The 17,621-nt window shown below is 48.6% G+C and carries 13 protein-coding genes; 3 read left to right on the plus strand and 10 right to left on the minus strand.

The window, feature by feature from the left end; translation table 11 throughout:
• Nucleotides 1–105: 105 nt before the first annotated feature.
• Complete coding sequence (locus J5I83_RS05110) at nucleotides 106–681, plus strand: nitroreductase family protein (RefSeq protein WP_304053827.1); 576 nt, start codon at nucleotides 106–108, stop codon at nucleotides 679–681.
• Between the two features lie 170 nt (nucleotides 682–851).
• Here J5I83_RS05110 and J5I83_RS05115 read toward each other — a convergent pair whose 3' ends face one another.
• The 9 genes from J5I83_RS05115 to J5I83_RS05155 all read right to left on the minus strand — a co-directional run bounded on the left by J5I83_RS05115 (nucleotide 852) and on the right by J5I83_RS05155 (nucleotide 13,436).
• The gene (locus J5I83_RS05115) at nucleotides 852–2,012 is read right to left on the minus strand and encodes an N-acylneuraminate cytidylyltransferase (protein ID WP_304053891.1); all 1,161 of its coding nucleotides are present in this window, start codon (nucleotides 2,010–2,012) and stop codon (nucleotides 852–854) included.
• Complete coding sequence (locus tag J5I83_RS05120; RefSeq protein WP_304053828.1) at nucleotides 2,012–2,890, minus strand: N-acetylneuraminate synthase family protein; 879 nt, start codon at nucleotides 2,888–2,890, stop codon at nucleotides 2,012–2,014. Before J5I83_RS05120 ends, J5I83_RS05115 begins: the two co-directional genes overlap by 1 nt.
• A gap of 125 nt (nucleotides 2,891–3,015) precedes the next feature.
• Complete coding sequence (locus tag J5I83_RS05125; protein ID WP_304053829.1) at nucleotides 3,016–4,416, minus strand: surface carbohydrate biosynthesis protein; 1,401 nt, start codon at nucleotides 4,414–4,416, stop codon at nucleotides 3,016–3,018.
• 24 nt (nucleotides 4,417–4,440) lie between these two features.
• Nucleotides 4,441–5,577, minus strand: a complete 1,137-nt coding sequence (locus J5I83_RS05130; protein ID WP_304053831.1) for a phosphatidylserine/phosphatidylglycerophosphate/cardiolipin synthase family protein — start codon at nucleotides 5,575–5,577, stop codon at nucleotides 4,441–4,443.
• A gap of 254 nt (nucleotides 5,578–5,831) precedes the next feature.
• On the minus strand, nucleotides 5,832–6,887 hold the full coding sequence (locus tag J5I83_RS05135; protein WP_304053833.1) for a glycosyltransferase family 2 protein: 1,056 nt from the start codon (nucleotides 6,885–6,887) through the stop codon (nucleotides 5,832–5,834).
• Between the two features lie 145 nt (nucleotides 6,888–7,032).
• Nucleotides 7,033–8,331 carry a 2-hydroxyacyl-CoA dehydratase family protein gene (locus tag J5I83_RS05140; RefSeq protein ID WP_304053835.1) on the minus strand — a complete coding sequence of 433 codons (1,299 nt, stop codon included), beginning with the start codon at nucleotides 8,329–8,331 and terminating at the stop codon, nucleotides 7,033–7,035.
• Nucleotides 8,332–8,534: 203 nt separating this feature from the next.
• Entirely contained in the window at nucleotides 8,535–9,461 is a 927-nt protein-coding gene (locus J5I83_RS05145) for a rhamnan synthesis F family protein (RefSeq protein ID WP_304053837.1), read from the minus strand.
• Nucleotides 9,462–9,489: 28 nt separating this feature from the next.
• Nucleotides 9,490–12,003 (minus strand): vitamin K epoxide reductase family protein, encoded by a 2,514-nt coding sequence (locus J5I83_RS05150; protein ID WP_304053839.1) that lies wholly within the window; start codon nucleotides 12,001–12,003, stop codon nucleotides 9,490–9,492.
• Between the two features lie 395 nt (nucleotides 12,004–12,398).
• Entirely contained in the window at nucleotides 12,399–13,436 is a 1,038-nt protein-coding gene (locus J5I83_RS05155) for a hypothetical protein (RefSeq protein WP_304053840.1), read from the minus strand.
• 634 nt (nucleotides 13,437–14,070) lie between these two features.
• Between J5I83_RS05155 and J5I83_RS05160 the strand changes: the two genes are divergently transcribed.
• Complete coding sequence (locus J5I83_RS05160) at nucleotides 14,071–15,495, plus strand: DEAD/DEAH box helicase (RefSeq protein ID WP_304053893.1); 1,425 nt, start codon at nucleotides 14,071–14,073, stop codon at nucleotides 15,493–15,495.
• A gap of 184 nt (nucleotides 15,496–15,679) precedes the next feature.
• Here the strand turns inward: J5I83_RS05160 and J5I83_RS05165 are convergent, their stop codons facing one another.
• Nucleotides 15,680–15,937 (minus strand): hypothetical protein, encoded by a 258-nt coding sequence (locus J5I83_RS05165; protein WP_304053842.1) that lies wholly within the window; start codon nucleotides 15,935–15,937, stop codon nucleotides 15,680–15,682.
• 15 nt (nucleotides 15,938–15,952) lie between these two features.
• Here J5I83_RS05165 and J5I83_RS05170 point away from each other — a divergent pair, with 15 nt between their 5' ends.
• Complete coding sequence (locus J5I83_RS05170; protein WP_304053844.1) at nucleotides 15,953–17,515, plus strand: hypothetical protein; 1,563 nt, start codon at nucleotides 15,953–15,955, stop codon at nucleotides 17,513–17,515.
• The last annotated feature ends 106 nt before the right edge of the window (nucleotides 17,516–17,621 follow it).

The raw sequence follows: 17,621 nt of genomic DNA on the forward strand, positions 1-17,621 counted from the left end.
CCAGCAAGCTGCAGCAGAGACATACGTATTTATACGGATAGTCTGTCGTAGTAATTCTTGATACGGTAACACTTTACGGATCAAAACATCAAATGGGAGTTTGCTATGCAAGAATCGCAAGTTGACATGACTGTTTTTGAAGCGATTTTGGCTAAGCGATGCGTTCGCAGCTATACTGCGCAAGCAGTCAGCCTGGATACTATTCATATACTGCTGGAAGCAGCCGCGCATGCGCCCACGGCGCTGCATCATGAACCATGGGCATTTGCCATTATTCGTGATAAGCAGCTATTAAAAGACATTTCAAATTGCGCTAAACCACTGTTTGTTCAAGAGCTGCAAAAAACAGGCAGCACTCCTGGCTGCCTTGCTGAGCCTGATTTTGACATTTTCTACGAAGCCAGCACGCTGATTCTGATTTGCTCGAAACAAACAGGACCTTTTATGATAGCAGATTGCTGGTTAGCGGCCGAGAATCTAATGCTGGCCGCATGCGCTATGAAATTGGGAAGTTGCGTGATCGGTGCCGCTTTGACAGCTTTGAACATGCCGGACATCAAGGTCAAATTAAATATTCCAGAAGAATTTTCCGTTATTGCTCCGATTATCCTGGGTTACCCAAGCGGCGACACGCCCCCTAGTCCACGCAAAAAACCGCTCATTCTAACGCTAACCAGTTAGCTGACTGACTCATTGTCAACTCGGTGTTATCTCCACTACTCCCGCTGGAAAGCCAGGCATGCGCTGGACTTGAGCAATTATAGTAAACCAGGGGAGCAGCTTCGCTGCAAACTGAGCCCAATTCTCAGCCCAGGGATAGGGGTGATGAAGTAAGCAGCTAGTGGATTGTTTTAAGATAAAGCAGCAGCGCCTGGCTTTATTCTCAGGATCAGATCACAAGCTTCACGGACAGCTCCATATCCAGCCGGGCGTGTACAAATATAATGGGCTCGTTGCAGAATTTCAGGCACAGCGTCTGCTGGACAAATAGCAGCACCTACACGGCCTAGGCAGTCTAAATCACAGAGGTCATCTCCCATATAAGCAATCTCTTGTAAAGAAATACCCCAGGATTTAATTCTGTTTTCAAGCACTGCTAATTTATTTTTTATTCCAGGGTAGTACTCATCAATCTTGAGCTTCTTCATTCTTGCGGCAACAGCAGGACTATCTTCGGAACTAAAGACACAGACCTTGACGCCATTCTCACGCAGCAATTGCAAACCATGTGCATCGCGCGTATTAAACTTTTTGAGTGCCTCGCCAGCGGGCCCATAATACATGCCACCATCGGTCAAGGTGCCGTCTACATCGAGAACGAATGCTTTAATCTGTGAAACGCCCAGCCGGCTTGATATTTGCCTCAGCAAAAGTTGCTCCACCACAATCCAGTCAGTTTCATCGTCTATCTCAATGGCTGTTTCAGCATTCATCTCATGAATACCTATGCATCCTCCCAAACGGCTGCCCGTCTCTTGCAATAATTTCGCGCGTGTCAGATAAAAAGCGCCATTTTCCATTAACCATCCTTCGAAATCCTGCCGTCTTGGACGTTTTGCAGGTTCATAGTTGATGGGCGCTCCTGATTTAGTCCAAAAAAAACGTTTTGATGGTACGGCTGTCAGCAGAGAATCCAGATTGTCTGTAACAAATTGGTGCTGGGCGGCCCGGAAATCGTTTGCATGGGTAAGCGGTGAAGTCGCCTGAATCAGCGCGATGACATCGAATGAAACTTGCCGTTGAAACTCAAGCATGGCGCTTTCTGTACTTGCCGTGTCTGTGCAGGTTTCAGCCGAACGCTCCAACACTGTAACGCTGGCAGGAAATTCATCCAGCACTATTTTGCGGATTCTTGCTGAATCAGTGGCAACATAGATTTCGTCGAAGCACTGGGAAGCAATCGCCTGTTCCAGACTCCATGCAAATAATGGCCGCCCCGCGATCCGGCGGATATTCTTATCAGGAATCGATTTTGAGTTGGCACGCAGCGGCATGAAAGCAACCCAGCGCATCAATTGAAATGAACTCCTTTAAAACGTTTGAGTTTATTACGCTGCGGTAATTCGATTTCCAGTATAGGCTGATCCTTAACTGTCAAAGCACTGGATACGGCGCGCGTATCCCGCACCAATTTGCGCAACCCATCCGGTTCCAAGGAGGCAGCATGATCGGTTCCCTTCCAAGTGCGATCGAGCGTAAAGTGCCGCTCAATCCAGGATGCGCCGAGCGCTACGGCTGCAGAGTCAATGGCGATACCAAGATGATGACCTGAAAATCCGATTTCCTTAACACGCAATCCAAATCGATCTTTGATCGTTCGCAACTCCAGCAAGCAAACCTGTTCAAAAGGCACAGGATAGCCGGAAGTACAGGCATATAGGACGACTTGATGGGCAGCGCCATACGCCTCCATCAAAGCCACGATCTGCTCCAGCTCGGAAGGCGTGGTCATACCAGCAGAGATATGGATCTCACCACGATAATTGCGCGCAAGAAATTCCAGCATGGCGAAATTGAGATTACATGCTGATGGTATCTTGATGAACTCCGGGTCGAGACTTGCAATTTCCTTGGCAGAAGTAAGATCCCAGACTGAAGTCGAATAACCAATGCCATATGCTTCGCACCACTGCTTTAACTGATGATGCTGTTTGATGTTAAATTCCAGGAATTCGCGATGAGTGCCATAGGTTTCCCCATAACTGTTTTGCGGATTGGGATGGGGCGCATGGTATTCCTCCGGCGTAAGCAATTCCTTGTTCGATCGTTTCTGAAACTTGACGAAATCGCATTTAGCAAAATTTGCAGCAACCCTTATCATCTCACGTGCAATCTCAATATCACCTTTATGGTTACAGCCTATTTCAGCAACAACTTTGGGTGTTTTCATAGATATCAATCGGCTAGTAATTAGATGCTATAGCATAGCAATTTTTCAATATAAATTTATGTACTGCAATTTGGTCATCATCTAAATGATATCGCTCGTTAATGGTCCAGTATAACGCAGCGATTTTAAGCACTGATCTTGAACACATGCTTTGCATATGGCTCAACTTTAATAGTATCAAAGCGTTTCAAAAGCTCACCAAAGCGCGTGATTCTCTGCTCAATTTCGGCTACTGAGATTTCAGGAAAACGGTGATTGTGGTAAGCCAGCCGATTAGGACCTGGGCGACGCATATAGAGGCTCGTCGCAGCAGCTTTTAGCTTGGTAAATAACCACCCTTGAAGATAGGTGCCGATTGGCCTGGCTGGTGGCTGTTTTTTTCTGTAACCGCTTGCTTCCAGAACATCAACAATCCGCTCGCAAGCGAATGGACCGTCTTGTGCCGCCAAATAGTAATCAATCAGATCCTGGCGTTCCTGGCTCTGGGCCACTCCCAACTCACCCGCAAGAATGCGCGCCAAAGTATCTGCCAATTCCTGGAAATTGAAACATTGATGACTGAGCTTGGTAGGCAAGCCTTGAAAATCATAGTCGTAATATTCGTTCAATGTCGCCAAATAAGAAATAGCAGGAATCCCTAATACATAAGCTTCCAGACCGGTCGTGCATCCATTGTGCAACATTGCCTTGGCAGCGAGTAACCAGGGAATAACATTGCCTTGATTGGTTATGATTACCCGCTGGCACTTAGCAGCAATCTCATGGTAAATCTGATAGCTTTCACTCGGATGAGGTCGAACAATAATAGTTACTCCGGGAAATACCTGTTCAAGCAGAGGAATGAGCTGCTTGAAATCCTCTAGAATCGCCAATTTATGATCATGCAACCCTTCAGCAAATTTCCTGCTCATGCCAATGCCAGACTGGCCAAGCGGCGCTGGTTTTGACTGATCTTTTGTCGGCAAAAAAAGACCCACATGAGGAATATACGGGTTAACATCGCTAAAATTGGTGTTGACCAGAATAAAATCCCCATAAAGATTACGCAACCTTGCAACCTCAGGAGCAAAGTAAGGCCGAATTTCTGGCCGCAGCATATCACCGCGCGGATTTCCGGTGATATGGATAGGCATATTCTCTGGCAGTGCAGGATACTGCTGAAGCAAATCAACATTCTCCTGACCCCAGGCAAATACATGCGATACCTTTTTAATGGTCCCGGGCGACAGCCGCAGAGAAAAATAGGTATCCGCCGGTGGATGGACCAGCGCCTCTTCTTCCCATGCAGCGATCTCATAGCCAAGCTGCCGCAAAATCCTGAACATCGAGTCACTCATGCTGCGCATGCTTTTCGCTAAGTAAATCCCGCGTGGAATCGAAGCCACTTGGAAATGTGTATACGCGCGGGAACCCATGATGACCGGAAAACCGCGCTCGGCTGCAACACAGGACAAAAGGATTTTTGCATCCAGTTCGCGAACCTGGCTCTCAACAGGAATAATCAATGTTGAAGCTTGATTGTTCATATGAATAGCGCCCAAATCAAATAATTAAACTGCCATTAAACTAAATCCATCGGATGTTGGTGGTGTGATGGCTTGGTTATTTTCCAGTATTCTCCAACGATCGGAAAAAGCGCCGAAAACCTGAGGATTATTTGAAATGGCGATAATCTCGTGATTTAGCCAGAATGAAGGATTGGTCCAATTAAAACTACCGAAAATGGACCAATTCTGATTTCGTTCTTCCACCAGCACAAACTTAAGATGCATGGGGAAATTATCGTCATTTTTACTCCGCTTGAAGCGGATGCCGGCTGCAATTAAGTGTTGTTCTACGCCTGGCGTAACGCGCCTGAGCGTGGGTTCTGCAATAATTTCCACCATTGCACCCCGCTTGGCAAGCTCGACCATCACATCAACTGCCCGTTTCGTTCTGATATGCGAGGCAGCAATGCGGACATGCGCACCTTTACCCACCTGGCGCAGGAATTGCATTACAGGATGAGGACGCATGCTGGGTAAAAAGTGAATAGTGGTGTCAATACCTTTGATAATGCGGTTTGCATTTGCAGAAAATCGATAAAGCAGTCCTGGCGGTTTTTGGTGCAGTTGCTGAGCATGTTGCACCAATTGCTCAACCAGCAATGGCTCACGCAATCCAATCAGCATATTATGACCCTGATCCTGATCACCAATCTCTCGAATGATATCCGTCCTCTCTTCCAACTGGTTCCCTGATGGATTGAACGAACCGATGAAGGCAACAGGTTGCGGATGTGAAAAACAGTACAGCTTTTCATGTAATTGCGGTTTCCATGCTCTTTTGCGCGGGGAAGGTATGCCCGCCATCGTCACAGTGCGCAAGCCATCACCCAGACTTTCCGGCCCTGAAAGCATGGCGATCACCTCATCATTGGCATCGGAAACACGGGGTTTGCCTGCCAGGCATACCCTCACCCTGACCCCTCTCCTGTGAGCCTGGAGCAGCGCTCTTGCCAGCTCCAGATCACGAAAATAATAAGTAACCCAGTCAATGGCACCGCCTGCCGGCACAGCAGCGATATGCCGCGCCAGCACATTGCGTAGATAACCCGCTGACCGATCTGGCCCGCCAAAATAGATCTCGTAAGCCGATCCCATTTGCATAACGAATACACCTCCAAGGCAGTATACTTGATCACACATGTCTATTTCAGATTAACTGCCAACAGTTTGGCTGTGCCACCTTTTATTGGCGTGTCGATCAAACGAGGCCCTCTGGCAAGTATAGCAACATCCCAGTCGGTTATCACCGGATCTGCACAAACCCAGCCACAGACACGCTGGAAAAATAGATCAACTTAGCGGCTGGCAGCACAAAAAAATGCATTGGTTTCAGGTTACCGCTCATACCATGCGTCGGCAATTACCTCCAGACCTCCCCATCGCCTTTTCCTCACTCAACAGCTAGGTGTCATCACTTGCTTAAGCGATAGCTCTTTTATTTCCAGCCCAAACACACGACCCCAAACGATCAGTAAGGTGCGCAATAAAAGTGGAATGCCGTCCATCATCCAGATAGCCGAGATGCGCCTGTCCGCACGCCACCAGTTTCTAAGGGTGATCCAGATCGCCGCGCTTAAGCGCAGTGGTTGACTATACATCTGCAGGCTCAGCAATGCGGGCGATATGGCCGGTGTAAACCAGTGCACATAGCCTCCTTCGCGAAACACATTCTCAATTGCAGCAAGAATGGACGGAGAAAAGTCTGCAAGAGACCATTCGGTCGAGAACAGCAGAATATTCTGTCGCGCTTTAGGGTAACGTGAAAGATATAAGGCACGATTACGCTGCGCGAGTTGTTTCTGTGCCTGTTCGTTGCCGAACGAGCCCTTCATCTTATGGTAAATGCAGGCGCCAGGATGCACACCGAAGCGCCAACCGCGAAGGTCAAGCCGGCGGCCAAGATCGATGTCTTCATAATAGCCTCGTCCAAACACTGGATCGAAGCCTCCGATTTCCTGAAAAATGTCACGGCGGATCAGTATGGCATGTCCGCGAAGATAATAGGTCGGTATATAGCCACCCTCTTGCAGCACATAGCGCCCGAGATCATATTTGGCATAACTGTTACCGGCAGGAATGATGGCTGCCAATCTAGGATCAGCTGCTAGCGTTGCGCATAACAATGGCAGGAAATCATGACTTATTTCAGTATCCGAATTGAGGATTAATACATAGCAAGCGTCAGATCGGCTGACAGCCTCGTTCACTGAAAGACCAAAGCCCTGATTCTTTTCCGCGTGATAAACATCAACGCAACCGTACGGCAGACTATCCAGCATCTCACGCGTCTCACGATCGGAAGCATCATCCTGAATGATGATGCGTCTGATGGATTGGCTAAGGCAGGTGACAATGGAATCAATACAGCGCCGCGTCAAATTAGGGGCATTATAGACCGGAATCACGACATCGATTGATTTGCCGGCGGATAGCTCCAAGCTACCACTCATGATAACTTAATCAAATTGTAAGAAACCAGACTATAATACATACCACTCCATCTCATCTTTAGGCTATCTTCTAACTATGAAAGACAGCGCTAAATTTCGCCAGTTCTTCCAATTTGACTAATTTTAAGATCAAACCGAGATCACTTCAAATTATATCGATCGTTCCTTTATTTACCGATTTCATCTGCGCTTGCGTTTCCAGCAAATTCACATAATGCGGCAGCACATCTGCATCGGGGCCATCGATCATTTCCTTGATAAAACGCAATCGATGTTCCTCTACGTAGAAAGAATTGCAGCCGTCAGCAAGAAACTTATCAATTTTTTGATAAACGTCATCGCGGCAACGCAGCTCTGTCTCGGGCATAAACTCTGCGACAGCAGAACGGCCAGCATGCAAGTAGTCAGCCGCCAGCACCGGTTTCTTCGCTTTGATCGCTTCAAATACCACAGAAGTGGCAAGATCGATAATGATATCCGCCCAGTCCATCAGATGAATCGAGTGAATTTTATCTTCAGCAATGCTTACATTCGGCAATTGCTGCAGTGAAGCATCCTTGGTCAAAGCTTGTTTCCGCCCGCCGCGCGTGTGTGGCTTGATCACCAATACAATTCCCGGGAAAGCAGCAATCATCCGCACCACCTCACCAACTTCCTCCCAGAAGATGGTAAAGTCGTCCTTTCTCAGGAACATCACAATTTTGAATTGATTGCTGGCGCTTGCTAGCGGTGAAGGTGGTAACAGCTCTGCCAATTTAGCTAACCACTCATCACAGTAACGCGGCGAGCCCAGCACGGCTAATGACTGCGCAGGCAGGAACGGGTGAAAGCGCTTGGCGCATAATTCGTTTGGCACGACCAGTTTGTCAAATATCCGGCCAGCAGCATACTGACTATCCGGCTGAAGACGCCACTCTCCATGCCGTATCAACTGATTGGCATGAGGACTGTCCCCGTGGGGGAGCGATACTGCTCCAAAACCCAAGGCATGCGCCATGGATACAACCGTTTCGACCCACTCCAGACAAACAGGCGAATTTCTTGTAATCCAGTCAAACACCACCACCCCTTTGTCCAGGTTTATAAAACTATGCATGAGCACGCGATGTGCCGTACTTCGCCACAGTCGCTCCCGCTTATCAGCATCGTAAATCCAGCTCAATGCAGCAGCAAGCGGCCCCAGCATTGAACGCCGCAAGCTCCGCTTCAATAACAGTGTCTGCAGTCGCCAGCCAACGTATTCAACTCCTGGCAACAATTCACGGATATGCGCAGCACGTACGTTCTCCAGTTTGCTTAAATATTGAATGCGGTAATCATTCCGAAACTTAGGATTGCCGATCAGAATGACATCGCAAGCGTGACCGGCTTCAATCCATTTGGATATGACGGGGGTAATATGATCGATATCATTATAATGACGAAGAAAGAACAACGCTTTCATGCAAATTTTTCAGAAAGTAGTGGCACCAGGGTGTGAACGACAGGCTGTATGATTTTACACCGGTCTGAATGGCGCAAAATTTGGTGCAGATGCCATGATGGGGTGATTCAATTCCTGCTTGATGAAATCGATCATAGCAAAAAGAAGTCTTGATCTGTCATAAGTATCATCCATTCAGTCTCCGCGTTATCATCTGTACCTAGCTAAGGCGACCCAATATAATCGGTCAACATATCGACTGTATAATTTGCATCACTGCCGACAAGTACTTGGGAAATTTCTTCTATGCTTACTCCCCTTTTTATCAGGAGATTTTTTTTGAGAAAAGGAAATTTAAATTCAGAAATAAGAGGTTCCCATAAATAGATAGTTGCATCGATCCAGTCCTTCGGCCTCTCAGGGTGTATCCGATTTAAAATGCTTTCCAGGCTATAAAGCGCTGATAGTTTAAAGCGGCGGCCAAGAGTCCGGGAAAAGCCGACTTCATATTTTCTGACTATCGCCATCTTAAATGTCAATACATCAATTTTGCTAAAAAACTCGATGAACTCTTTTGAGGTAATGACTGATTTTTTACAATAGAGAAAGTATGATTGCAGATGAGGATGAAAATGCAGAGAGTCTGTCATTGCGACGATATCAGCAGCAACATTCTCCAATTTCGCAATGATATGCTGCATACTGAAAAGCGGCCCCAGCACGCTGTCATTCGCTAACAGCAGCGCGCTGTGCGCATGATATGAAGGATACGCTTGCATCCCTATTTTCCAGCCGTAAAAATCGTAGCCTCTATTTTCCCGTACAATCATCCTTATACAAAGCTTGGACAGTTTCTTCAGATCGGTATCTGAGACTGTATTGTTCGAACTGATGAATACAATATCGAATCCCGCACGCATAAGCTCGCCAAGATAATGATATACGTTCTTCCTGATGACGTCTTTTTGGTCATAGTTGCAGAAGAAACAGACTGGTCTGGCATAATCTGGCACCACACTCCCCAGTTCCGAGTATCGGATCAACGGCTTTTCGCGGGCAGCTCTTTTTGTGAGCAGATGAAAAAACATGTCACGCAGAAACTTCAAATCTCTGATGACCTTTTTAGCATGCCAGAATGCTGAATTTCTCATAAAAGCGGCAGATTGGTACCACCATAGCTCAAACAATAAACCGCTCCCAGTTTCCGTAACGGTTATATATCGCGCCACGCGGCAAACTGAATGCGATTAAAAGTAAGCCGCATAATATACTGGAAATTAACGACACCATACTTGTGTCATAAAAGAAGGGGGTAACCAATAAAGCAGTGCCAAGCGGCATGATGAAAAAGCGAGTAGCGCGCCCCGATTCGGCCAGCGCAGTGATGGCCACAGTCAACACCAGCGAGCCAATCAAATGATCTGCATTGGCCATGCTTGTTCCTGCGTCCAAGGTGACACGAGTAAACATGAGCCAGATACCAATGGGAATACATGCCGCCAAGTTCCAGGGTAGCGTCACGCCGCCACCCAGTACTTCCTTAAAGATTTTTGCTGGTTTTTGCGCAAAATCTTCTTCAATTGACTCCCCTTTTCCTTCATCTGTATCCCCTTGGAAGAACACGCGCAGGAGTGAGCGTCCCTGCTTCTTTCTGCGGGAGAGAAATTGACCCGTTGCGATCAATTCATCAATGGAATAGGGAATTTGTATCAGCATGGCCACTGCAGCGATCAGGCATAATGTGCACCATGTTCCGATCAGAATGGGTTGAATGATGATAAAGAAAATGGACACAATGCCCAATGGCACGATCATGATACCGAATAATATCACCAGCCATGGCATCGTGCGCCAGCGTCTTGCTGAACCGATTATGCCAGTCAGAATTTCCAATGCATAGGTCAACGCTCCCAGACCGGCATCCGGCACCGGCCATGCTTTAGAAATAGATGAAGTGATAATTTCTTCCGTGCCATTTCGTGGATCTTGCGCTGAACCGGCAAAAAATGGCTCCCATACACCATCGATATGACCAAGCTGATAAGCGCACAAATAGCGGGAGATAAAGAAACCGATAAATGCCAGCACGATGATCGGCAGGCGCTGAAACCAGCTGGAAGGCGAGTAGGACCAACCCGGCGGTATCGTCGGACCGGTTTGTGCCGCAACTGATGAAACACCTGGTTCCGGCCGGGTTAACACCGCAAAACCCATGACTAGCATGCCGATAATCGTGTCATTGAGATAAGCAGCTGCAGTCGGCGCCCAGAAAATCAATGGCGCGCTCAGCAACCAGAATCCCACAGCAGCACACAGCCAGCGAACCAAAGCAAAACGCCACGACAAGGACATAAATGATAAGACCAGCAGCACCACACCCGAAATAATATCGCTCCAGACCAAGGCTTGCGATTGGTATTCCATCATGAAAGGAGCAGTCATGAGCCAGAAGGCCAGGCCCATATTGAGGAAATGTGCCCAGAGATTTTCGTTATGTTGACGGCGGAATTCTGTTTCATGCTTGTGTCTGATCTGATCAGCATTCTTATGCTTTTCTTGCGCTGTTTGCACCCAGTCCGGCAGCGGAATGCCATTCCTGTGATACCATCCGGCAGGATCTTTTTTCAGACTGGCAATAAGATCTTTTAAGCCATCATAAATATGATGTCTGGGTTGCCAATCCAGTAATTCTCGCGCCCGGCTGCTATCGAGATCATAATGATCAGAAGCCAGATCAATCATGAAGGGTTTGATAAAAGGTTTCTTGCCTTGATCAATTGCATCAGGAATGATGGGTTCAGCTTGCTCCTCCAGCCATGCGCCGGATTTGGCGACAAACTCCGGAATATCTATCGTTTGCCACTCCTTCTTGCCGAAAATCAGATGGCCAATCCGATTTTGCAATTCCCGGTAGCCCATCACCTCGGGCTCGCCAGCAAGCATGATATTGGCTTTCGGCAATTGCTTGCGGCGATCCACGACCCGAACGAACAGATCCACCATATCTTCTTTATGAAGAAAGGCCTGGCCGGCCATCAAATCACCAGCATAAAGATGGCTTTTGAAGTCGCGCTCGTAAATGCGCGCAATCTGGTGAGACAATGTCGGCACTGCGCTATTGTTGTCATACACGCCACCTAACCGCAAAATGGTATAGGGTATCTTGCCGTGCTGCTGCTTAATGATTTTTTCTGCTTCCGCTTTGGATTGAGGATAGGCCCAGCCGGGTTTGAGAGGCGTATCTTCATTGATTTTCCGGCCAGGCGCGCCTGGCTCATGAACCAGTATAGTGCTGGAATAAATGAAGCGTTCAGTCTCAAAACCCTGCAGCGCTTTAAGTAGTCGCCGAGTGCCATCAATAGTGACGCTTTGATAAAGCGGGCTATTTTCGCCAGTAAAATCAAAATAGGCAGCGAGATGAATAACGGCAGCAATTTTCTGCCCATGCTGTGTCTGTATTTTGTTAAAAGCTGATTTCACGGAATCTTCCGCTGACAGATTACACTCGATACTGTCATCAGCTTTTTCACATGGCTTGATATCAAGCCCGACTACGTAGTAATTTTTTTTCAAGGCTGCACAGAGCGTGCCTCCGATATTACCCGACGCCCCGGTGATAAGGATAAGCGGTTTTTGTCGATTAACCATGTCTTGATTTTCACCAAAAATGGGTTTTTCATTTTTCAGAATCATTTTGCATGCCCTCACAAAACAGAACATTTACTTTCTGATCAGAAAATAGCCGCAAAAAAAACCAAACTACCATTGCTCTACGCAATCTTCAGCGCATTGGCTTTAGCTTCAGCAAACAGCCTTTATTCATCATACATGAATTATATAATTAGAATATCAGTTCTTGCGTGAGTTTTACGGCACTCCTTGCTGCTTTTGTTTATAGCAGCAAAGGATCAGGTTAATTTTTTGCTATCACCATTTTCTGTCCTATCGTGCAAAAAATAACAACTCAGTCTTTTCTACTGATAATTATTAATGCTTTGACTTCAATCCACATCTTCAGAAACAGGAGTAATTAGTGGTAGCAGGATCAATTTATCATCGCCGAGCCTGTTCCAGCTCATCTTACCGGCTCACAATTGCAAGTCTGCAAAAATTTCTTGTGTGAAGGCTTGTTTGGCTAGAGCAGGGGCAATCATCAGAAAGAAGCCAATATTCTGATAACCATAATCAATTTGCATGTTCCCGGTGTAGGCCTCGCCCACCTCCCATTCCTGAGACGGCCGCCCTGACAGGTGCAACCGCAGGGTTCCCAAGCTGTAATGATGAGTCGCCATCACCAGTTGGCCCAGATAAATCCCCTCATCGACCTGCACTAGCTCTTCAATCAGGCAAGTCATCGGAAAAACCGGATGGAGTTCATGCCAACGGTAGTTCAGTTGATACACTTCTTTGCCGTTCATTTCCCCGGCGACCGACTTGCCCGGCAATGCCAGAAAAATCCCCCCGGTCTTGACATAGGGAATGGCTTTTTCTTTAGCGAGATTGGTCGCAAGCAATTGGCTGTCGAATCCCAAAGCATTTGCATCCAGAGGACGCTCCTGCAACGCCCAGAACTGCGTAAGCACTGGCAAACCAAGGCGTTGCAAGAAACTGGCTTGATAGGGTTCGCGGAAAAAATTGCGACCTATTCTAGTGCTGGCTGGATGATACCTTGCCATCATCTCTGGATTGTTGCCACATTTAACAGCGAAGACCTCTCGGCGAAGAGGCTCAAAGGTTTTGCCCACCCAGAACCCCCTATATGCGTACGCAGCATTCCACAGCGCCGCCATCCACTTGATATGAGCCAGCATAGACCGGTTATAGCCGTGTTTTTTAGCCACCTCCTTAAAATAATCGCTATCACGGATGAAAAGTGAAATACCAATCATCGGCCCATCCACAGGCATGCTTTTTCCACATTTGAACAGTGTCATCAATTTTTCATACGCGCCATTCCACTCTTCACGCCGCTGATTGTCTACCAGAACTTTCTGGTAGCTGGCCAGCATGTCCAGCATCTCACCCTTGAAATCATTGGTTAAAATCGCATCCAGCAATCTGATCAAGGCCTGCTTCTCTTCCTCTGTCACACTTGGAAAATTCACAGCATTGAGATAATGGTTCACCTTCCTTCCCTTTTCAATAAGCTGGTCGCGTCAGATTCAAGGCCATCTTCAAGTTCAGATTGCAGGCAATGAATGCAACGCTGAATCTATGCGAATCCTATTGGCGTATTTCCTAATCATTCTGAAGCGTCCAAATTTGCCCTGCCGCAATGGACGGTATTCCTGAGATTTTTATCAGCGGCAGTAATAGCGGGGGTATAATGCTTAGTTAAGGATAGAAGAAGCGCATTGGCAGAATATTGATTTTTGTCAATATTCTCGTCGGGCAAGCAAGTCCATTGCTTTCATTTTCCTATGCTGATAAAGCGAGACATTTTGTGTCTTTTCCACTTGGTGGGAACGGATTCTCTATCTGCATAAAGAGATCACTTTTCATCTGATAAACATCCATTTTTATTCCGTAACTCCGTATAATGCGAGATTCCTGCACCTAACCAATCAGTGCAGAGATCTTACTTTTACCTGATCAGTTCGATATTTTCTGATGTCGATCACTCATGATCTTTTATTCGTCTGCCTCGATTGGTGCTACTTATCAGTAGCAGGCCGTCGCAGGAGCATACCCTTGTCTGTTGAATCAAAAAAACCAGAAACACCCCTTACTACAACCCTCACCACGTTTGACTTCGAAGCACTGGGGCTAATTCAGCCCATCATACGCGCCGTTACTGACGCCGGCTACACCACTCCGACGCCCATCCAGGTGAAAGCTATTCCACAAATATTGTGCGGTGGCGACCTGCTTGCTGGCGCACAAACAGGTACCGGTAAAACCGCAGGTTTCACTTTACCCATCCTGCAGCTACTGAGCCGCAGAAAATCTACCGCTATGACAGGCGGCCGCCCGCGTTGTCTGATATTGACGCCTACGCGTGAACTCGCTGCACAAGTAGAAGAAGCAGTCGGAACCTATGGCAAATATCTGCCACTGACTTCTACCGTGATATTTGGCGGCGTGAATATCAATCCGCAAATCACACGCTTGCGCAAGCCTCTGGATATTCTGGTGGCCACCCCCGGCCGTCTGCTCGATCATGCAGGGCAGAAAACGCTGGATTTATCCGCCATTGAGATTCTGGTGCTGGATGAAGCCGATCGCATGCTGGATATGGGTTTCATTCACGATATCAAGAAGATTCTTGCGTTGCTGCCTAAACAAAGGCAAAGCCTACTGTTCTCAGCCACATTCTCTGATGAAATCAGGGCGCTGGCCGCTGGCCTGTTGCACAACCCCGGTTATGTTGAAGCTGCTCGCCGCAACACTGCATCGGAATTGGTCGAGCAAACAGTGCATTTAGTGGATCAAAGCCATAAACGTGAGCTGATGAGCCATCTGATCAAGCAGCATAACTGGCAGCAAGTGCTGGTTTTTACCCGTACCAAGCATGGCGCCAATCGCCTGACAGAAAAGCTGCTCAAAGATGGTATCGAGGCCGCCGCCATTCATGGCAACAAGAGTCAAGGCGCCCGCAGCAAAGCCTTGTCCCAATTCAAGGAAGGATCAATACGCGTGCTGGTAGCGACCGATATCGCCGCACGCGGCCTGGATATCGATCAGCTACCGCAGGTAGTCAATTTTGAATTACCGAACGTCCCCGAAGACTATGTGCACCGCATCGGCCGCACGGGCCGGGCAGGCAGCCCGGGTGCAGCGATATCGCTGGTAGATCAGGAAGAAATGAAGCACCTTCGTGGGATTGAACGTTTGATTAAACGCGAGATTCCAAAAATAGCCGTCGCAGGATTTGTCGCACCTGTCAGAATGGAAACGGTGGCAGCACGATCATCCAAGCAGCGTCACCGCGCTGACAACCAAGGCCTGAAGACAGACAGAAACGGCAAACAAGCTGAAGAACGCAGCAAGCTACCGGCAAATGGACGCGTGGGAAAGAAGCAGTTAGGACAGCATCATCTCAACCATACGCTTAAATCAAAACCGGCAAGCAGTCAGCTACCAGGTAATGTGCCCACCTCAGCCACCAAACAATCTGCCAAAGGAATGTCCGAAGCCGCGCGCCATCAGGCCATGTCCCAGACAAGCCGGCTGTCAGGCAGATAATAGCTTTTGTATGGGCGCTACCAGCAGGTAATCGCAGCGAAACTCGCGTAACCGTTCAAACAGCGCCAGCCTGGAGTAAAGGAGTTCATGAGTGATGACGCTAAGCTTTTCAAAATCAACTCTGCAGAAACCGCAAAACAGCAGATGGATAGCCCTGAGATTAAGCGCGCTACATTTATACTGCTTAGCCAATCGCTCCCATGCAGTAAAGTGGCGTCAATGCTTCGGAACATGGCCAGCCGGCCCTGTTGGCTATTTCCTCACCTGCCTGCTGGCATGGATTAGCATGCCAGTGGCGCTCGCTCAGGATGATGCCTGCGCCCAGATCAGCGAGGCGCATATCTGGATCTCGCCCCGCAACCCCGAAGCCGATGGGCCAATCAAGATCATGGCCGTGTCCACAAACGGTCCCGCGTCGGAACTCGCCCTGATCGACAGTCAAGGCCGACGCGTACCTGTGCCGGCCCACCGCCGCGGCGGCCCGCCTTGGAGTCTTGCCGCCGAACTGACAGGATTCAACGAAGGACATTATCGCGTGGAAGCGAGCAGAGATGGCAGGTTGATCGCGTGCCAGCGCCTCGCCATTGGCCGCGCCATTGACGATTCAAGCATACCAGTAAGAAATGCCCAAACATGGGATCTTGCCACTGAAGCCTTTTATTCCGCCTGGATCGAAACATTGTTTGGCGCACCGCCTGAAGAAAACCTCAGCTTCCCTTCCCTACAGCCAGTGTTGCGCAACAGTGCGCGCAACTTCCTGCACAATCATCTCGGCCTCAACGAAGACGATAACCTGCCGCTTACTCCCGATTGCGCCGACCTACCCTATACCTTGCGAGCTTATTTTGCCTGGAAGATCAGTTTGCCAATCGCCTTCCGCGCCTGCAACCGTGGTTCGGCCAAGATGCCACCGCACTGCAGCGCAGCCACCGTCAAGACCGAATTTACCCACGGCATCAATTCGCAGGCCAGCTTCAGGAAAATCAGCCGGCAGTTGGTGAATACGGTTCATTCTGGCTCGTTGCGCACCGGGCTTAAGAACGAATCCACTGATCTGTATCCCATCTCGCTCAGCCGCGAAACACTCTGGCCGGGAACGGTTTATGCCGATCCCTACGGTCATGTATTGGTCCTGGTTGAATGGCTGCCGCAGACGGAAGGCCGCCCGGGCAGTTTGCTGGCGGTCGACGCCCAGCCGGACAACACGGTCAACCGCAAGCGCGTATGGGAAGGCACCATGCTGTTCGCCAATAGTACAAGCGCCGGACCAGGCTTCAAGGCTTTCCGGCCATTAGTCCCCACAGCCTCCGGCAGATGGCGAGCACTTGCCAACGAGGAACTGATCGACCAGTCCGATTTCGCGCCCTTTTCCTTAGAACAAGATCAGTTCACTCCTGATGACTTCTATACCAGGCTGGCCAAACTCATCAATCCCAACGGCCTTGATCCCAAGCAAGCTTACGAAGCTGCCCTGGACGCCTTGGTCGAGCAAATCGAAACCCGCGTGATTTCAGTGAACAATGGCGAGACGTATTTCCGCAAATACCCTGGCAGCGTCATTCCCATGCCTCGCGGCGCGGCGATTTTTCAGACTATCGGCCCTTGGGAGGATTACTCCACGCCTTCCCGCGACATGCGCCTCCTCATTGCCATTAATGTGCTAAATGACTTGCCCGGCAAGATCGTGCGCCACCCCGCATTGTTCGTGCTGAATGGCCAGCATCCTGAAGAAGCCAAGGTCGAAATCATGCAGCATCACGCAAAACGCATCCATGAGCGCAGCATCCGTTATACGCGCACGGATGGCAGTTCGTGGACGCTGTCCGTGGCTGAGGTGCTGGCACGCAAACCGGCTTATGAAATGGCTTATAATCCCAATGACTGCGCCGAAAAACGCTGGGGCGCCAAACCCAACACGGAAGAATATGCCACCTGCCGCCGCCACGCACCCGCAGAACAGCACGCCAAAATGGAGCAATACCGCATCTGGTTCCGTGAAATACGCAGACCGGTACCATGAAAATACCCTCAGAGCGTAAAGGAAACGCTACCGCATATTATTTATTCATATGCATCTTCGATAAGAAAGGATCACGCTTTTTTTCTTTCACCTAGCGAGTATATCG

Source organism: Nitrosomonas communis (assembly GCF_024102715.1).
Lineage (GTDB): Bacteria > Pseudomonadota > Gammaproteobacteria > Burkholderiales > Nitrosomonadaceae > Nitrosomonas > Nitrosomonas communis_B.

Coding starts and splice junctions, on each gene's coding strand:
- J5I83_RS05140 (WP_304053835.1), bottom strand. CDS start 8,331: ATGAAAGCGTTGTTCTTTCTTCGTCATTATAATGATATCGATCATATT.
- J5I83_RS05115 (WP_304053891.1), bottom strand. CDS start 2,012: ATGCGCTGGGTTGCTTTCATGCCGCTGCGTGCCAACTCAAAATCGATT.
- J5I83_RS05150 (WP_304053839.1), bottom strand. CDS start 12,003: ATGATTCTGAAAAATGAAAAACCCATTTTTGGTGAAAATCAAGACATG.
- J5I83_RS05145 (WP_304053837.1), bottom strand. CDS start 9,461: ATGAGAAATTCAGCATTCTGGCATGCTAAAAAGGTCATCAGAGATTTG.
- J5I83_RS05110 (WP_304053827.1), top strand. CDS start 106: ATGCAAGAATCGCAAGTTGACATGACTGTTTTTGAAGCGATTTTGGCT.
- J5I83_RS05125 (WP_304053829.1), bottom strand. CDS start 4,416: ATGAACAATCAAGCTTCAACATTGATTATTCCTGTTGAGAGCCAGGTT.
- J5I83_RS05135 (WP_304053833.1), bottom strand. CDS start 6,887: ATGAGTGGTAGCTTGGAGCTATCCGCCGGCAAATCAATCGATGTCGTG.
- J5I83_RS05130 (WP_304053831.1), bottom strand. CDS start 5,577: ATGTGTGATCAAGTATACTGCCTTGGAGGTGTATTCGTTATGCAAATG.
- J5I83_RS05120 (WP_304053828.1), bottom strand. CDS start 2,890: ATGAAAACACCCAAAGTTGTTGCTGAAATAGGCTGTAACCATAAAGGT.